The sequence below is a fragment of the Micromonospora sp. WMMD558 genome (genome assembly GCF_049315255.1).
Lineage (GTDB): Bacteria > Actinomycetota > Actinomycetes > Mycobacteriales > Micromonosporaceae > Micromonospora.
Genome location: NZ_CP186061.1, coordinates 5,279,478 through 5,296,091 on the forward strand (window position 1 = coordinate 5,279,478; position 16,614 = coordinate 5,296,091).

General features: G+C 75.1%; 13 protein-coding genes. All 13 read right to left on the reverse strand.

The window, feature by feature from the left end; all coding sequences use genetic code 11:
- Positions 1-67: 67 nt before the first annotated feature.
- The 13 genes from der to murJ all read right to left on the reverse strand — a co-directional run bounded on the left by der (position 68) and on the right by murJ (position 16,614).
- Positions 68-1,471: a ribosome biogenesis GTPase Der gene (gene der / locus ACN26Y_RS25180; RefSeq protein ID WP_422733634.1), complete on the reverse strand. Its 1,404-nt coding sequence runs from the start codon at positions 1,469-1,471 to the stop codon at positions 68-70.
- The gene (gene cmk, locus ACN26Y_RS25185; protein ID WP_155332640.1) at positions 1,468-2,148 is read right to left on the reverse strand and encodes a (d)CMP kinase; all 681 of its coding nucleotides are present in this window, start codon (positions 2,146-2,148) and stop codon (positions 1,468-1,470) included. Before cmk ends, der begins: the two co-directional genes overlap by 4 nt.
- Before the next feature lie 178 nt (positions 2,149-2,326).
- A complete protein-coding gene (locus tag ACN26Y_RS25190) occupies positions 2,327-3,097 on the reverse strand; it encodes a pseudouridine synthase (protein ID WP_155332641.1) in 771 nt (256 codons plus the stop codon).
- Positions 3,084-4,055 (reverse strand): SMC-Scp complex subunit ScpB, encoded by a 972-nt coding sequence (scpB, locus tag ACN26Y_RS25195; RefSeq protein WP_422733635.1) that lies wholly within the window; start codon positions 4,053-4,055, stop codon positions 3,084-3,086. Before scpB ends, ACN26Y_RS25190 begins: the two co-directional genes overlap by 14 nt.
- Entirely contained in the window at positions 4,048-5,088 is a 1,041-nt protein-coding gene (locus ACN26Y_RS25200) for a segregation and condensation protein A (protein WP_422733636.1), read from the reverse strand. Before ACN26Y_RS25200 ends, scpB begins: the two co-directional genes overlap by 8 nt.
- Positions 5,089-5,183: 95 nt before the next feature.
- On the reverse strand, positions 5,184-6,107 hold the full coding sequence (locus ACN26Y_RS25205; RefSeq protein ID WP_155332644.1) for a ParA family protein: 924 nt from the start codon (positions 6,105-6,107) through the stop codon (positions 5,184-5,186).
- A gap of 176 nt (positions 6,108-6,283) precedes the next feature.
- Complete coding sequence (locus ACN26Y_RS25210; protein ID WP_196255942.1) at positions 6,284-7,273, reverse strand: site-specific tyrosine recombinase XerD; 990 nt, start codon at positions 7,271-7,273, stop codon at positions 6,284-6,286.
- An 11-nt stretch (positions 7,274-7,284) separates the two neighbouring features.
- Positions 7,285-8,400, reverse strand: a complete 1,116-nt coding sequence (ald, locus tag ACN26Y_RS25215; protein ID WP_155332646.1) for an alanine dehydrogenase — start codon at positions 8,398-8,400, stop codon at positions 7,285-7,287.
- 390 nt (positions 8,401-8,790) lie between these two features.
- The gene (locus tag ACN26Y_RS25220; RefSeq protein WP_155332647.1) at positions 8,791-9,396 is read right to left on the reverse strand and encodes an NUDIX domain-containing protein; all 606 of its coding nucleotides are present in this window, start codon (positions 9,394-9,396) and stop codon (positions 8,791-8,793) included.
- Positions 9,397-9,484: 88 nt separating this feature from the next.
- Positions 9,485-11,230, reverse strand: coding sequence for a CTP synthase (locus ACN26Y_RS25225; RefSeq protein ID WP_155332648.1), 1,746 nt, complete (start codon positions 11,228-11,230; stop codon positions 9,485-9,487).
- Between the two features lie 148 nt (positions 11,231-11,378).
- On the reverse strand, positions 11,379-13,754 hold the full coding sequence (locus ACN26Y_RS25230; protein WP_422733637.1) for a hypothetical protein: 2,376 nt from the start codon (positions 13,752-13,754) through the stop codon (positions 11,379-11,381).
- Positions 13,754-14,920, reverse strand: a complete 1,167-nt coding sequence (locus ACN26Y_RS25235; RefSeq protein WP_155332650.1) for a glycosyltransferase family 4 protein — start codon at positions 14,918-14,920, stop codon at positions 13,754-13,756. The genes ACN26Y_RS25230 and ACN26Y_RS25235 overlap by 1 nt, the downstream gene beginning before the upstream one ends.
- Positions 14,917-16,614, reverse strand: coding sequence for a murein biosynthesis integral membrane protein MurJ (gene murJ, locus ACN26Y_RS25240; RefSeq protein WP_422733638.1), 1,698 nt, complete (start codon positions 16,612-16,614; stop codon positions 14,917-14,919). The genes ACN26Y_RS25235 and murJ overlap by 4 nt, the downstream gene beginning before the upstream one ends.

A 16,614-nucleotide genomic window follows, 5' to 3' on the forward strand; every position in this document is an offset into this window, starting at 1 on the left:
GCCGGCGCCGCCGGCGACCCACCCCACCACCCCTAAAGCGTCCTAGGAGGGTGGGTGGGAGCGAGGGTCAGCCGTGTGCCTTGCCGCGTCCGCCCGGGCCGAGCTTCTTGCGGGGGCGTACCGAAATCTCGATCGGGCTGCCCTCGAAGCCGAACTCCTCGCGGAGCTTGCGCTCGACGAAGCGCTGGTACCCGGCGTCCAGCGGACCGCTGGTGAACAGCACGAAGCGGGGCGGTGCCACCCCGGCCTGGGTGGCGAAGAGGATCTTCGGCGCCCGTCCCCCGCGCACCGGGTGCGGGGTGGCCTGGACCAGCGCGGTCAGCCACGCGTTGAGCTGCGCGGTCGGCACCCGGGTCTCCCAGCTCGCCAGGGCCTTGCGCAGCGCCGGAGCGAGCTTGTCGACCGCGCGGCCGGTCTTCGCCGACAGGTTGAGCCGGATCGCCCAGGGAATGCGGCGCAACTCCCGCTCGATCTCCTTGTCGAGGTAGTACCGGCGGTCGGCGTCGACCAGGTCCCACTTGTTGAAGGCGATCACCAGGGCGCGGCCGGCCTCGGTGACCATCGACAGGATCCGCTGGTCCTGCTCGCTGATGACCTCGCCGGCGTCGAGCAGCACGACGGCCACCTCGGCGGCCTCGATGGCCGACGAGGTACGCAGGCTCGCGTAGTACTCGGTGCCGCTGGCCTTGCCGACCCGCTTGCGCAGGCCGGCGGTGTCGACGAGCTGCCAGGTCTCGCCGCCGATCTCGACCAGGCTGTCGACCGGGTCGACGGTGGTGCCGGCGACCGCGTCGACGACCGCCCGCTCCTCACCGGAGAAGCGGTTGAGCAGGCTGGACTTGCCGACGTTGGGCCGGCCGACCAGGGCGACGCGGCGCGGGCCGCGCGGCCGGTGCTCGACGATCTTCGGCGCCTCCGGCATCGCCTCCATGATGGCGTCGAGCAGCTCACCGGAACCGCGACCGTGCAGGGCGGACACCGGGTGCGGCTCGCCGAGGCCGAGCGACCAGAGCGAGGTCGCCTCCATCTCGATCGAGCTGTTGTCGGCCTTGTTCGCCACCAGGATCACCGGCTTGGCGCTGCGGCGCAGCATCCGCACCGCCGCCTCGTCGACGTCAGTGGAGCCGACCATGGCGTCGACCACGAACAGCACCACGTCGGCGGTGGCGACCGCCGACTCGGCCTGCGCGGCGATGGCGGCGGCCCGGTCCTTCGCGTCCGGCTCCCAACCGCCGGTGTCCACGACGGTGAACTGCCGGCCGTTCCACTGCGCGTCGTACGGCACGCGGTCCCGGGTCACCCCGGGGACGTCCTCGACGACCGCCTGCCGGCGACCGATGATGCGGTTGACCAGGGTCGACTTGCCCACGTTGGGCCGGCCGACCACGGCCACCACGGGCTGCGGTCCGGTCTGCTCCTCAACGTCGAGGTCCGGCTCCCGCAGCTCCACCCAGCCTTCGTACTCGCTCACGCCACTCCCCGCTCGGTCAGCAGGTCGCGCAGGCGCGCCACGACCTCGTCGATGCCCAGCTCGGTGGTGTCCAGCACCACGGCGTCCGGCGCCTGCGCCAACGGGTCGGCCGTGCGGGTCGAGTCGAGCCGGTCCCGGCGGGCCAGGTCGGCCGCGGTGGCGGCCACGTCGGCGGCGTCCTCGGCGCTGCGCCGGGCCGCGCGGGCCGCCTCGGAGGCCGTCAGGTAGACCTTCAGGTCGGCGTCCGGGGCGACCACCGAGCCGATGTCACGCCCCTCCACCACGATCCGGCCGGCGGCGGCGATCAGCTCCCGCTGCCGGGCGACCAGCAGCGCGCGGACCGCGGGCACGGCGGCCACGGCGGAGACCGCTCCGGTCACCTCGGGCCCCCGGATCTCCACCTCGACGCCCACGCCGTCGACGGTCACGCCGTACCCCCGGGGGTCGGTGCCGATCCGCAGGTCGGTCTCGCCCGCGACCTTGGCCACCGCCGAGACGTCGGCCAGGTCGACGCCGGAGCGCAGCACCGCCCAGGTGATCGCCCGGTACATGGCGCCGGTGTCCAGGTAGCGGGCGCCGAGGCTGACCGCGAGCCGCCGCGAGACGGTGGACTTACCCGAACCGGACGGCCCGTCCACGGCGACCACGCAGCGCCCGGTCCGTGCCTTTTCCTCCACCGTCGTCCTCCTCAGTCCGTACCTCGCAGATCCTGCCCACGAGCGGAAACCACACACTGCCTTCAATCATGCCCGGCGCCGCGCCGTGCGCTGGCACCACGCCACCGCGAGGCGACGCGCGACACCCGGAGCGAGGCCGCCGGAAGCCTACCGGCAGCGGTACCCGCCGCCGCCCGCCTCAGTCGCCGACGGCCTTGAACAGCGCGGCGACCTCCGCGTTGGTCAGCCGGCGCAGCCGCCCGGTGCGCAGGTCGCCGAGCTTGATCGGACCGATCGAGGTACGGATCAGCCGGGACACCGGGTGGCCCATCTCGGCCATCAGGCGCCGGACGATGTGCTTGCGCCCCTCGTGCAGGGTCAGCTCCACCTGGGCGGTTTTGCCCAGGCTGCCCACCACCTTGAAGGAGTCGACCTTCACCGGCCCGTCCTCCAGCTCGACGCCGGCCGTCAGCCGCTTGCCCAGGTTGCGCGGGATCGGCCCGGCGACCTCGGCGAGGTAGGTCTTGAGCACCTCGTACGACGGGTGCATGAGCTTGTGGGCGAGGGTGCCGTCGTTGGTGAGCAGGAGCAGGCCCTCGCTGTCGGCGTCGAGCCGCCCGACGTGGTAGACCCGCTGCTCCAGCCGCGCGCCGATGAAGTCGGCGAGCTCGGTGCGGCCCTTCTCGTCGGCCATGGTGGTGACCACCCCGCGGGGTTTGTTCATCGCCACGTAGACCAGGCGGACGTCGGCCTGGAGCCGTTCGCCGTCGACGTGGATCACGTCGCGCGCCGGGTCCGCCTTGTCGCCGAGCTGGGCGACGCGGCCGTTGACGGTGACCCGGCGCCGGAAGATCAGGTCCTCGCAGGCCCGCCGAGAACCCACCCCCGCGGCGGCGAGCACCTTCTGGAGGCGCTCGGCGCCCTCGTACACGGGGGCGTCGGGCTTCGGGGCACGGTCATCGCGTCGCATCGGCAAGCTCTTCTACATCGTCGGGGAGGAACGGGGCCAGCGGCGGCAGGTCGGCGACGCTGTCCAGCCCGAGCTTCTCCAGGAAAAGGGTGGTGGTCCGGTAGAGGTGGGCGCCGCTCTCCGTCTCGGTGCCGCACTCCTCGACCAGCCCCCGGGAGACCAGGGTACGGATCACGCCGTCACAGTTGACACCGCGGATGGCGGAGATCCGCGAGCGGGTCACCGGCTGCTTGTAGGCGACCACGGCCAGGGTCTCCAGCGCCGCCTGGGTCAGCCGCACGGACTGCCCGTCCAGCACGAACCGCTCCACGTACCCCGCGTATTCCTGCCGGGTGTAGAGCCGCCAGCCGCCCGCGGCCCGGCGCAGCTCGAACCCGTGGCCGGCCGCCGTGTAACCCGCGGCGATCTCGGCCAGCATCGCCGCGATCCGCTCCGCCGGCTGTTCCAGCACGTCGGCGAGGGTCGCCTCGGCGACCGGCTCGTCCACCACCAACAGGATCGCCTCCAACGCGCCGCGCAGCTCCGCGTCGTCGAGGACCGGTGCCGGCTCCGGCGGCGCCGGCACCCGCCGCCGGGGTCGCGGCGCCCTGTCGGGTACGCGGACAGCCTCCCCGCCCGGCGCCGACTTCCCGGCCTCTCCCGTCGGCGCCACCGGCTCCCCGGCGTCCCCGCTCGGCCGCCGCTGCTCACCAGCGGGCTCCCCCACGCCCGCAGCGGCCTCCTCGGCGGCCGCGCCGTGGTCGTCGCTCGCGCCTTCCCCCGAGATATTGGAAGGATCCGGCCCCTCCGAGGGCCGCTTCTCTCCACGGTCTTCGGTGGCGTGCTCGGTGGCGGGCTCGGCCGACGCCGCAACGGAGTCGGTGGCGGGCTCGGCTGGTGGTTCGGGGCGGCGTTCCCACGGGGGGATCCAGGCGGCGGCCTGGTCGGCCAGGGAGTCCCGGCGTTCCTCGTCACTCATCCCGCTCGTCCTCCGTCGGTTCCGTCCCGTCCGCCGCGCCGGCCCGCCCCGCCGGCCCCGGATCCGTGCCGCCGGGCCCGGATTCCGTTCCGGCCGGCTCTGGCGCCGCCCCGTCCGTCGCCGTCTCCGCCGACGGGGACGGGGTGCCGGCGTACTCGTCGATGTCCAGGTCGGTGTCGCCGTCGGCGGGGCCGGTCCAGCGTACGGTCAGCTCCTCCAGGGCCTGGTCCTGGACGAACGCGACGAGGCCCTCCCGGTACAGCTCCAGCAGCGCGAGGAACCGGGCCACCACCTCCAGGGTGACCTCGCAGTCCGCGCAGAGGCCGGCGAAGGTCGCGGTGCCGGCCCGGCGCAGCCGCTCGGCGATGATCCCGGCGTGCTCCCGGACGCTCACCCGGACCATGTGCACGTGGGCGATCGACACCTCGGGCGCCGGCTTCGGGGTGAACGCTTTCACGGCGAGCGCCCGCAGCCGCTCCGGCCCGATGCCGAGCACCAGGTCGGGCAGGGCCTGCGCGTAGTGGGGCTCCAGCGTGACCGCGCGCGGCCAGCGCCGCCCGCCGGCCTCCTCCAGGGCCCCGATGTGGGCGGCCGCCTCCTTGTACGCCTTGTACTGCAGCAGCCGGGCGAAGAGCAGGTCCCGCGCCTCCAGCAGCGCCAGGTCCTCCTCGTCCTCGACCTCCGCGGCGGGCAGCAGCCGGGCCGCCTTCAGGTCCAGCAGGGTGGCGGCGACGAGCAGGAACTCGCTGGTCTCGTCCAGGTCCCACTGGTCGCCCATCGCCCGGAGGTAGGCGATGAACTCGTCGGTGACCTTGTGCAGCGCCACTTCGGTGACGTCCAGCTTGTGCTTGCTGATCAGTTGCAGCAGCAGGTCGAACGGGCCGGTGAAGTTGGCCAGCCGGACGGTGAAACCGGTGGTCTCCTCGACGGTCGCCGGGTCGGCGGGCACCACGTTGTCGACCTCGGCGGCCAGTTCCGCGGCGGCCACGGGATCGTCGGCGCCGTGCGGCGGGTCGAGGGGTGGTGCGGTCACCGGGAAACCGTAGTCCACGGCCCGGACACCCGGCGTCCGGCCCAGGGCGTGGGTCGACGTCCCGGCCCGGCCGCGGCGGGGCCTCGCGACACGCCCTAGCGCTCCGCCTGGGCGGCGATCACCTCGCGGGCGAGCTGGCGGTAGTTGCGCGCGCCCGAGGAGGCGGGGTCGAGGGTGGTGATCGGCGCACCGGCCACGGTGGACTCGGGGAACTTCACCGTCTTGGTGATGACCGTCTGGTAGACCTTGTCGCCGAACGCCTCCACCACCCGCTGGAGCACCTGCCGGCAGTGGGTGGTGCGGCTGTCGTACATGGTGGCGAGGATGCCCTCGAGCTCCAGGTCGAAGTTGAGGCGCTCGCGCACCTTGTCGATGGTGTCCAGGAGCAACGCCACACCGCGGAGGCTGAAGAACTCGCACTCCAGCGGGATGAGCACCCCGTGGGCGACGGTCAGCGCGTTGATCGCCAGCAGGCCCAGGGAGGGCTGGCAGTCGATCAGGATGAAGTCGTACTCCTTGCGGACGGTCTTGAGCACCCGGGCCAGGGCCATCTCCCGGGCGACCTCGTTGACCAGCTGGATCTCGGCCGCGGAGAGGTCGATGTTGGCCGGGAGCAGGTGCAGCCCGGCCACGTCGGTCTTGATGAGCACGTCCTCGGCGGTGACGTCGTCCTGCATCAGCAGGTTGTAGACCGACAGGTCCAGGTTGTGCGGGTTGACGCCGAGGCCCACCGAGAGGGCGCCCTGCGGGTCGAAGTCGACCAGCAGCACCTTGCGGCCGTACTCGGCCAGCGCCGCGCCCAGGTTGATGGTCGTCGTCGTCTTGCCGACGCCGCCCTTCTGGTTGGCCATCGCGATGATCCGCGCCGGGCCGTGCCGGTCGGTCGGCATCGGCTCGGGGATCGGCTTGCGCATCGTGTACGCGGCCGGATCGGCCGGGCCGAGATCCGCGCCGAGCGTGGCCTGCTGCTCACGGAGCTCCGACGTCCAGGTCTCGGCACGGTCACCGTTGCCTGCCATGTCCTCGTTGCCCCCTCCCGACGACCACCCGGCGTCGGAGTCGACCGACGTCCCTTTCGCGGCGCCGCCGCGCACCCTGCGTCCGCGTCGCCCCGCCAGGTCCGCGCCGAACCCGACTCTACGCCACCGGCGAGCAGGGCGTTCGGCACCGGTACGGCGTGTCGGCGGGCGGGCTGCTACCCCCGGGCCCTCGGGTGGGCCGTCGCGTACACCTCACGCAGCCGCTCGACGGTGACCAGGGTGTAGACCTGCGTGGTGGTCACCGAGGCGTGGCCGAGCAGTTCCTGCACCACCCGGACGTCCGCCCCGCCGTCGAGCAGGTGGGTGGCGTACGAGTGGCGCAGCGTGTGCGGGGAGACCGCCCCCGGCCCGTCGACGGGCAGCCCGGCCCGCTGGGCGGCCCGCCGCAGGATCGTCCACGCCCCCTGCCGGGACAGTGACCCGCCCCGGGCGTTGAGGAAGACCGTCGGGGTGCCCCGGCCCGCGGCGGCCAGCGCGGGCCGCGCCCGGACCAGGTACGCGCGCAGCGCCTCCACGGCGTACCCGCCGATCGGGACGAGCCGGCTCCGGCCGCCCTTGCCGCGCAGCAGCACCGCCCCCTCGGCGGCGTCGACGTCGTCCACGGCGGCGCCCACCGCCTCGGAGATGCGCGCGCCGGTGCCGTACAGGAACTCCAGCAGCGCCCGGTCGCGCAGCGCGAGGGGCGCGCCCGCGCCGGTGGCGGTGACCGGGCCGGCCGTCTCCAGCAGCCGGACCACGTCGTCGACCGGCAGCGCGCGCGGCAGCCGGCGCGGCGGCGTGGGCGGGCGGACGTCGCGGCTCGGGTCCACGCCGGCCAGGCCCTCCCGCAGCGCGAAGCGGTGCAGGCCGCGGACGGCGCTGGCCGCCCGCGCGGCGGACGAGGCGGCGAGCGGCGGGTGCCCGTCGTCGCCGGCGCGCAACCGGGCGAGGTGGGCCTCCACCTGACCGGGGCCGACCGCCGCCAGGTCGGTCACCCCCGCCGACGCCAGGGTGCCGAGATAGCGGTCGAGGTCCCGGCGGTACGAGGCGAGGGTGTTCGCCGACAGTCCACGCTCGACGGTGAGGTGGTCGAGGTAGCCGCGGACGGCACGGCGCAGGGCCGGCCCGGGCTCCACGCCCGTGCCGGCCCCGTCCTGCGTGGTCAGGCTGTCGCCCCTCAGGCCAGCACCTCGGCCAGCGGCAGGGTGGCCATGCCGTGCGCCTCCGCGACCGGACCGTAGACGACCTGGCCGGCGTGGGTGTTGAGACCCAGGGCGAGCGCCGCGTCGCGGCGCAGCGCCTCCCGCCAGCCGTGGTTGGCCAGCTCCAGGGCGTACGGCAGGGTGACGTTGGTCAGCGCGTACGTGCTGGTGTGCGGGACCGCGCCCGGCATGTTCGCCACGCAGTAGAAGATCGACTCGTGGACCTGGTAGGTCGGGTCCGCGTGCGTGGTGGGGCGCGAGTCCTCGAAGCAGCCGCCCTGGTCGATGGAGATGTCGACCAGCACGCTGCCCGGCTTCATCCGGGAGACCATCTCGTTGGAGATCAGGGTCGGGGCCTTCGCGCCGGGCACCAGCACCGCGCCGATGACCAGGTCCGCGTCGAGCACGGCCCGCTCGACCTCGTACGCGTTGGAGGCGACCGTCTGCAGGTGGCCCCGGTAGATGGCGTCGGCCTGACGCAGCCGGGCGACGTTCTTGTCGAGCAGCAGCACCTCGGCCTGGAGGCCGAGCGCGATGGCGGCGGCGTTCATGCCGGACACGCCGGCGCCGATCACGACGGTCTTCGCCGCGTACACGCCGGAGACGCCGCCCATGAGGATGCCGCGCCCACCGCCCTGCCGCTGCATGTGGTACGCGCCGACCTGCGGGGCGAGCCGGCCGGCCACCTCGGACATCGGGGCGAGCAGGGGCAGCGACCGGTCGGGCAGCTCGACCGTCTCGTACGCGATGCCGGTGACCTTGCGGTCGATGAGCGCGTCGGTGCACTCCTTGGAGGCGGCCAGGTGCAGGTAGGTGAAGAGCACCTGCCCCTCGCGCATCCGGTGGTACTCCTCGGCGACCGGCTCCTTGACCTTGAGCACCAGCTCGGCGGTGTCCCACACCTCGTCCGCGGTGGGAAGGATCTTGGCGCCGGCGGTGGCGAAGTCGTCGTCGCTGATGCTGGACCCGACGCCGGCACCCGACTCGACGAAGACCTGGTGACCGGCGCGCACGAACTCGTTGACGCCCGCCGGCGTGATCGCCACGCGGTACTCGTGGTTCTTGACCTCGCGTGGGATTCCGACCTTCACGATGCAGACACCTTCCTCCGGGGCTGCCGCCCCGACTGCTCGGCGCCACGACGGCCCCATTGCCGCCGCGGTCCACCGGTCCCGCCGGCGGCAGTCTAGGCGCGCCGTCGTCCGTGGGGAGCCAGCACAGTGACATGCGGTGACCGCTCCCCCTGACGAAGTGTCAGGCGCCGGCCCGGCCGGCGGTCGGCGACCGCCTCGGCCGTCAGGACGGTGTTCTCCATTATCGTCCCACCCGGCGTGTCCCGCCGGGGACAGCAGGCATGTGGATCACCGTCGTGTCGGTCAACGGGTGGCACCGGCGCGCAGGGCCGGCCCCGCGCGACCGACCCGACCCGGACGACGAGGGGCCGCGCGGTTCGCCGCGCGGCCCCTTCTCGCGTACGCCCCTCAGCGTGGCAGCGGTGCGTCCGCCCGGCGCAGCGCCGACCAGCCCACGTCGCGGGCCCGCGCGGCGGCGAGCAGCCCGGCGACCGCCGAGGCGTTGGTGATCTCGCCGTTCAGCACCATGCCGACCGCCTCGTCCAGGCCGATCCGCACCACCTGGAGGTCGGCCTCCTCCTCGCGGCGGTCGTGCCGCTGCTCGGCCGGCACGTCGGCGAGGTCGCGGGCCAGGAAGACCCGGACCAGCTCGTTGGTGAACCCCGGCGAGCTGTGCAGGTCGACCAGGACGTCCAGCCGCCCCGCGCTGAGGTCGGCCTCCTCGGCCAGCTCCCGCCCGGCGGTGACGGCCGGATCCTCGCCCGAGACGTCCATCAGCCCGGCCGGCAGCTCCCACAGGTGCCGGCCGACCGCGTGCCGGTACTGCCGGATCAGCACCACCTGCCCGGCGCCGTCCAACGCCACCACGGCCACCGCCCCGACGTGCCGGACGTGGTCGCGGACGGCGGTGCCGCCGCCGGGCATGGTCACCTCGTCGCTGACCACCTCGAAGATCCGGCCCCGGTAACGCTCGGTACGCGACCGCAGCTCGTACCGGTGCTCGACGGCACTCACACCGCCGCCCTGCGGGTAAGGAAGGGCCCCCTGTTAACGCCTCCGGTAGAGGAAGGGTCCCCTCTTAACACTCGCCCGCGCCGCCCGCTCACGACTTCGCCGCCGCCTTCGTCGCCGTGCCGCCGTTGCGGGCGGCCTTCGCCGCCGCCGCCGCGCCGTCCAGGTCGACCGGGAGCTGGTCGGCCTCCGAGTACGCGATGGCCGCCTTCACGAACGACGCGAACAGCGGGTGCGGCCGGGTCGGCCGGCTCTTCAGCTCCGGGTGCGCCTGGGTGGCCACGAAGAACGGGTGCAGGTCGCGGTCCAGCTCGATGAACTCGACCAGCCGGCCGTCCGGCGAGGTGCCGGAGATGTGCAGGCCCGCCTTGGTCAGCGCGTCGCGGTAGGCGTTGTTCACCTCGTACCGGTGCCGGTGCCGCTCGCTGACCTGCGTGCTGCCGTACGCCTCGGCGACCAGGGAGCCGTCGGCGAGCGCCGCCGGGTACGCCCCGAGCCGCATGGTGCCGCCCAGGTCGCCCTTGCCGGCGACGATGTCCTCCTGGTCGGCCATCGTGGCGATGACCGGGTGGGCGGCGTCCTCGTCGAACTCCAGCGAGTTGGCGCCGTCCAGGCCGGCGAGGTGGCGGGCCACGTCGATGGTCATGCACTGCAGGCCGAGGCAGAGGCCGAGCAGCGGGATGCCGTTCTCGCGGGCGTACCGGGCGGTGCCGATCTTGCCCTCGATGCCACGCACGCCGAACCCGCCCGGGATCACGATCCCGTCCACGCCGGCCAGGGCGTTCGCGGCGCCCGCCGCGCTGACGCACTCGTCGCTCGGCACCCAGCGCAGGTGCACCCGGGCCCGGTGGCCGAAGCCGGCGGCCCGGATCGCCTCGCTGACCGACAGGTACGCGTCGGGCAGGTCCACGTACTTGCCGACCAGCGCCACGGTCACCGTGTGCCGCGGCTGGTGCACCCGCTCCAGCAGGTCGTCCCAGCTCGACCAGTCCACGTCCCGGAACGACAGGCCCAGCCGGCGCACCACGTACGCGTCGAGACCCTCGCGGTGCAGCACCTTGGGGATGTCGTAGATGCTCGGGGCGTCCGGGGCGGCGGTGACCGCCTCCAGGTCCACGTCGCAGTAGAGCGACAGCTTCTGCTTCACCTTGTCCGGGATGTCGCGGTCGCAGCGGAGCACCAGCGCGTCCGGCTGGATGCCGATGCTGCGCAGCTGCGCGACCGAGTGCTGGGTCGGCTTCGTCTTCAGCTCGCCCGACGGCGCCAGGTACGGCACCAGCGACACGTGCAGGTAGAAGCAGTTGTCCCGGCCCAGGTCGTGGCGGACCTGCCGGATCGCCTCCAGGAACGGCAGCGACTCGATGTCGCCGACGGTGCCGCCGACCTCGGTGATGACGACGTCGGGCACCTGCCCGCCGGCGTCCGGGTCGGCCATGCCGAGGATGCGCGACTTGATCTCGTTGGTGATGTGCGGGATGACCTGGACGGTGTCGCCCAGGTACTCGCCACGCCGTTCCTTCGCGATCACGTCCGAGTAGATCTGACCGGTGGTGACGTTCGCCTTGCCGGACAGGTCCCGGTCGAGGAACCGCTCGTAGTGGCCGACGTCGAGGTCGGTTTCGGCGCCGTCCTCGGTGACGAAGACCTCGCCGTGCTGGAACGGGTTCATCGTGCCGGGGTCGACGTTGAGGTAGGGGTCGAGCTTCTGCATGACCACGCGCAGGCCGCGCGCGGTGAGCAGGTTGCCGAGGCTGGAGGCGGTGAGGCCCTTACCCAGCGAGGAGGCCACGCCCCCGGTGACGAAGATGTGCCTGGTCGTCCGTGCTGAAGGGGCCAAGGCCTGCTCCCGTGTCGTCCGTCGCGGTCGTGCAGACCGCCGTGCCGATCAACCAAGTGATCACGCGATCCACGGGATTCCACGGTAACACCTCGCCGGCCGCCGGGCCCGGGCGCACCCGCGTCGAGCGCCGGGTGTCGCCCGCCGGTCAGCCGGTCGTGACCTCGCTCGATGCCCGCGCGGTCGGGATCCGCCCGCCGGTTGCCGGGGCGGCACCGGCCGACCCGCCGGCGTCCGCGCCCCCGGTCGCCGGGCCCGTCCCGGCCCCGCCCCGGGCGTCGGCGTCCCGGGCCTCGGTCCGGTGACCGGCCGCCGGGCCGCCACCGGTGGGCGCGCCGTCCCGCCGCGGGCCGCCGCTTCCCGGGCCGTCACCGGGATCGGCCGGGCCGGCGCCGCCCCCGGCCGGACCGCCGTCGCGGGCGGTCTCCGGCCTCGTCCGGTCGGTGGAGTGGTCGAGCACCCGCAGCGAGGCCAGCGCCGCCATCGGCACCACCAGCGCGGCGGCCGCACCGGCCACGTCGAGCGCCGACCCGCCCAGCACCCCGCCGATCACCGCCGCCACCGCGGTGCCGGCCATCGCCGCCCGCACCGCCGGGTAGATGCCGAAGAGCCGCATCAGGCCACCCCACGGCTGCAACAGGGCGAACCAGACCAGCAGGGCGCCGGCCACCGCGAGCACCGTCAGCGGGCTGTCGACCAGCGTCTCGACGTTGGCGGCGCCGGACCGGTGGACGGTGAGCCCGCCGGTGCCGTCGCCGATCGCGGCGAGGAACCGGCCGAGGCTGCCGCGCTCGGCGACCGGACGACGTACGTCCACGACGGCGACGCCGATGGTCAGGGCCAGCCCCGCCATCGCCGCCCACGCGAGCCGGCTCAGCGTCAACCAACCGCCGGCGCTGATCGCCGCGGCGACGCTCACCCCGGCGGTCAGCGCGACCGCGCCGATCGAGTCCGCCCCGAGGTACGGGCTGCCGACCAGCACCACGGCGGGAGCGCCGACCGCCACCACCACCATCGGCCGCCAGGACCGGCGGACCCGCTGGGCGAGGCAGCCGCCGGTGAGCAGCGCGCCGGCCAGCAGCACGCCGAGCCCCACCGTGCCCAGGCCCGCGTACCGGCCGCCCTCGAGGGCCGAGTAGCCCACCACCGCGTTGAGTTGGAGGCGGGCACCGGTCAGCACGTCCGCGCCGACGGTGAGGGTGGCGAGACCGGCGACCGCGCCCAGCGGGCCGAGAGTGCTCGCGTACCCGGGCAGCGACCGCACCAGCACCGTCGCCGCGACCACCAGCGAGACGGTGGCGGCGGCGAACCACACCCCGGCGTGGTCGCCACGCCACCAGGGAACCAGGTCGGCCAGCAGCGCCGCGGGTACGGCGAGAGCGGCGCCGACGAGCAGCAGTTCCACCGCCGCCACGACCCGCCGGGACACCGGCTCCGGGCCGTACGGGCCGGCGTGCCGGCGGGCCCGGCGCAGCAGCGGCAGCACCGCCACCCCGAGCGCCACCTGGGCGGCGGCGAGGAGGCCGAAGAACCAGCCGGCCACCTCACGCTGGGCGGCGGCCTCCCGGTCGGCGTCGGCCGGACCGGCGATCGCGGCGGCGAGGTCGGCGGGCCGGCCGCCCAGCGGCTCGGCGGGCCGGCCGAGGAACGGCCGCTCGGGCAGCGGCCGGCCCAGCGCGGTCAGCGCGGTCGGGGCGAGGTCGACCAGTTGCAGGTACCCCTCCCGGGCAGTGGTCGGGGAGGTCAGCCAGCCCCGTTCCCAGCCCGGGCCGTGCGCGACGGCGACGTGCAGCCGGGACGGCGCCTCGGTGTCCGACACCCCGGCGACGATCACCAGGGAGCGGGGTGGGCGGGCCGCCAGCACCCGGGCGAGCCGCGTGTCGGCGGCGCGGGCCGCCGCGGCCCGGGTCGCCGGGTCGTCGCCGGCGACCGTGCCGGCGTCGACGATGCTGAGCACGCACGAGCGCAGCAGGCCGGACGGGTCGGCCGGCAGCTCCGGCGCGTACCGGTCCACCCGCCCGAACGGCCGCGCCGCGGCCACCGCCGCGCCCGGACCGACCGCCACCGAGCAGCGCACGGACTCGGACAGGGAGCCGGGGACCGCCCCCCACGGCAGCCGCTCCTGGTTGTGCAGGACCACGCTCTCCTGGTCGGGCAGGTTCGCGCCGATGCCGTCCGGCCGCTCCACGACGACGTCCGTGGCGGGGCAGGCGCCGGCGGGCCGGTTGCCGGGCCACGCCGCGAAGCTGCCCGCCCCGAGGGTCAGCCAGCCGTCCACCGGGCAGGTCGGCCGGTGCGCCGAACGCGCCGACAGCGAGCCGATCGAGCCGTCGCGGGCCATCCGCCACAGGGTCGGCGTGGTCTCCGGGTCGACGTCGTCCCAGCGCAGCCCGGCCACCCCGACCAGGACCACGTAGTCGGCGGTGCGCTCCGGTGTGCGGTTGGCCGGGCGGGCGGCCAGGGCGGCGACACCGAGCGCCACGACGAGGAGGGTCAGCAGGACCGGGGCGAGTCGGCGCAGCATCACCGGCGTCCCGTCGACGGGGCGTCGGCGTCGGGGGCCGTCGGGCCGGCCGCGTCCGAGGTCAGCTCGGCGTAGAGCGCGGTGAGCTGGCCGAGGGTCTCCGTCTCGGTGGGCCAGGTCGCCGCGCGGGCGGCACCGAGCCGGCCCAGCTCGGCCCGGCGCGGGGCGTCGTCCAGCAGGCCGCGCACGGCGTCGTCGATCGCGTCGACGTCGCCCGGCGGCACCAGCACGGCGGCGTCGCCGACCAGCTCCGGCAGGCCGCCGACCGCCGTGGCCACCAGTGGTACGCCGGCCCGCATCGCCTCCTGCGCGAACAGCTGCCGGGCCTCCCAGTCGCTGGTCACCAGGGCGAGGTCGGCCCCGGCGAGCAGGTCGGCCACGTCGGTGCGGTGCCCGAGCAGGGTGACCGGTGCCCGGGCGGCGGAGATCCGGGCGGCCAGTTGCAGGTAGGCGGGGCCGCTGCCGGCGATCACCACCGCCGGCGCCGGCGTCCGCGTACGCCACCGCGCGGCGGCGTCCACCAGCACGTCGTACCGCTTCTGCGGGTGCAGTCGACCGACCGAGAGGATCAGCGGCTGGTCACGGCCGACGCCGAACTCGGCGCGGACCGCCTCGCGGCGGCGTCGCGGCGCGGGCAGCGTCGGCGCGGCCACCTGCGCGAGCCGGGCGTCCGGCGCGCCCAGCCCGGTGGCGCGCTCGACCAGGTCGGCGGAGGCGCCGAGGCTGACCCGGGCTCCCCGGGCGACGACCCGCTCGGCCAGCCGCGACACGCTCCCCCGCAGCCCGCCGACGAGCACGGCGTTGTGCCAGGTGACCACCAGCGGAACCGCGGGCCGGGCGAGGACGGCCACCAGCCCGGCGCGCAGCCCGTGGGCGTGCAGCACGTCGACCGGGTCGGTGGCGAGGGCCCGGCGCAGCGCCGCCACCGCGCGCGCGTCGGCGGGCGTGGGGCTGGCCGAGATCTCCACCGCCTGGAAGCGGGCGCCGACGCCGGTGAAGCCGAACTGTTCCTCGGTCGCCGCGGGGCCGCAGACGAGCACCGAGGTGCCCGTCGCGGTGAGGCCGGCGGCCAGCGAACGGACGTGCTGCCCGACACCACCGGTGCTGGAGGCGAGCAGCAGGGCGACCGTGCCGCGCCAGCCGGCGCGTGAGGTCGGTTCCGTCACCGGGACACCGTCTCCTTCCCGTCGCCCCGCTCCGGGGGGACCCCGTCCTGCTGCGTCCCGCCGTCCGGGGCCTCGTTCGCCCCCCGGCGGGCCCGCCCGAGGCGCCGCAGCACCCCGGCGAGCAGCGGTCGTACGTCCGGCCGGTCCAGCGTCCAGGCCACCGCGAGGAACACGGCGCCGACCAGGACACCGGACAGCATGCCCTGTACGAGTGCCGCCGGTGCGCCCGGGGTGCCGTCCCCGACGGCGGCGAGCCACCGGGACACCGCCCATCCCGCGAGGGCGGCCAGCACCGCGCCGGCCGACCCGGCCACCGCCGCCCGGGCGAAGCCGGCGAGCGCCGCGGCGCCGGCCGTCCGCCGGACCGCGACGACCAGGAGGGCACCCAGCACCAGCATGCCCGCAGAGTTGGCGAGAGTGACCGCCGGCACCCGGTCGGCGACCGGGAACACCGCGGCGAGCAGCACGGCCGCCGGCGGCACCACGAGCCAGCCGACGCTGATGGCGGCGGTGGCCGGTCGGGTGGCGCCGTGGGCGTAGAGCGCGCGGGAGAGCACCGCGAAGAGGCCGTAACCCACGAGCCCGGGGGCGAAGCCGACGATGGCCGCCGCGGTGACCTCCGGGTCGAGCGGGAAGAAGTGGCCGACCGGCACCGCGGTGCCGACCAGGGTCGCCGCCCCGAGGCAGCTGAGCAGCAGGACACCCCGGGTGGTGTCCGCGACCGTGCGCCGGTACCGCCGTTCCTCGCCGCCAGCCGCGGCCGCCGCGAGGGCCGGGTACGCGGCGGTGGCCAGCGGCACCGCGAGGACGGCCCACGGCAGCAGGTACATGGTCTGGGCCAGGTTGAACACCTGCGGCGAGCCGGTCGGGCCGCCGGAGACCCGGTTGAGCATCACGACCAGGGCGACCTGCTGGGCCGTGACGGTCACGGCACCGGCCACGGCCAACCCGCCGATGCGGGCCCGGGCGTCGGCGGGAAACGCGAAGCCGGGGCGCAGGCGCAGCCGTAGGCGGCGCAGGGGGATGAGCAGGGAGAGCGACAGCGCCACCACACCGAGCGTGGTCCCGGCGGACAGGATCAGCTCACCGCCCGGGCTGACCCGCGCCACGCTCACGGCGCGCCCCTCGGCGGCACCGAACGTCAGGTAGACGCCGATCACGGTGACGCTGGACAGCAGCGGCGCGATGACCGGCCAGGCGAACCGGCGGTGCGCCTGGAGCACCCCGGTCAGCACGATGCCGATGCCGTAGAGCGGCAACTGCGGCGCGAAGACCCGCAGCATCCGCGCGCCGGCCGCCAGTTCCGCGTCGGACCGCCCCTCGCTGATGAGCGCGACGATCGGGTCGGCGAGGAGCGCCACCACCACCGCCAGCGGCACGAGGAGGGTGACGGTCCAGGTGAGCAGGGCACCGGTCGTGGCGGTCACGGCCCGCCGGTCGCCGGCGGCGACCGCTCCGGCGAGCAGGGGCACCACCAGGCTGGCGAGGGCGCCACCGGCCACGATCTCGAAGACGATGTTCGGGACGGTGTTGGCGATCACGTACATGCCGCCCAGGTCGCTCTCCTGCACGACCCAGGTGAAGACCGCGGTGCGGCCGAAGCCGGCGAGCCGGCTCACCACCGTGAGGGCGGCGATCAGCGCGGCCGCTCCGGCGACGCGGCCGGCGCCGGCGAGGGGTGCCGGAGTCGTCAC

Excerpts from the sequence above, each read along its gene's own strand:
- ACN26Y_RS25190 (WP_155332641.1), bottom strand. The coding sequence starts at position 3,097 with ATGCGACGCGATGACCGTGCCCCGAAGCCCGACGCCCCCGTGTACGAG.
- scpB (WP_422733635.1), bottom strand. The coding sequence starts at position 4,055 with ATGAGTGACGAGGAACGCCGGGACTCCCTGGCCGACCAGGCCGCCGCC.
- ACN26Y_RS25205 (WP_155332644.1), bottom strand. The coding sequence starts at position 6,107 with ATGGCAGGCAACGGTGACCGTGCCGAGACCTGGACGTCGGAGCTCCGT.
- ACN26Y_RS25230 (WP_422733637.1), bottom strand. The coding sequence starts at position 13,754 with ATGCTGCGCCGACTCGCCCCGGTCCTGCTGACCCTCCTCGTCGTGGCG.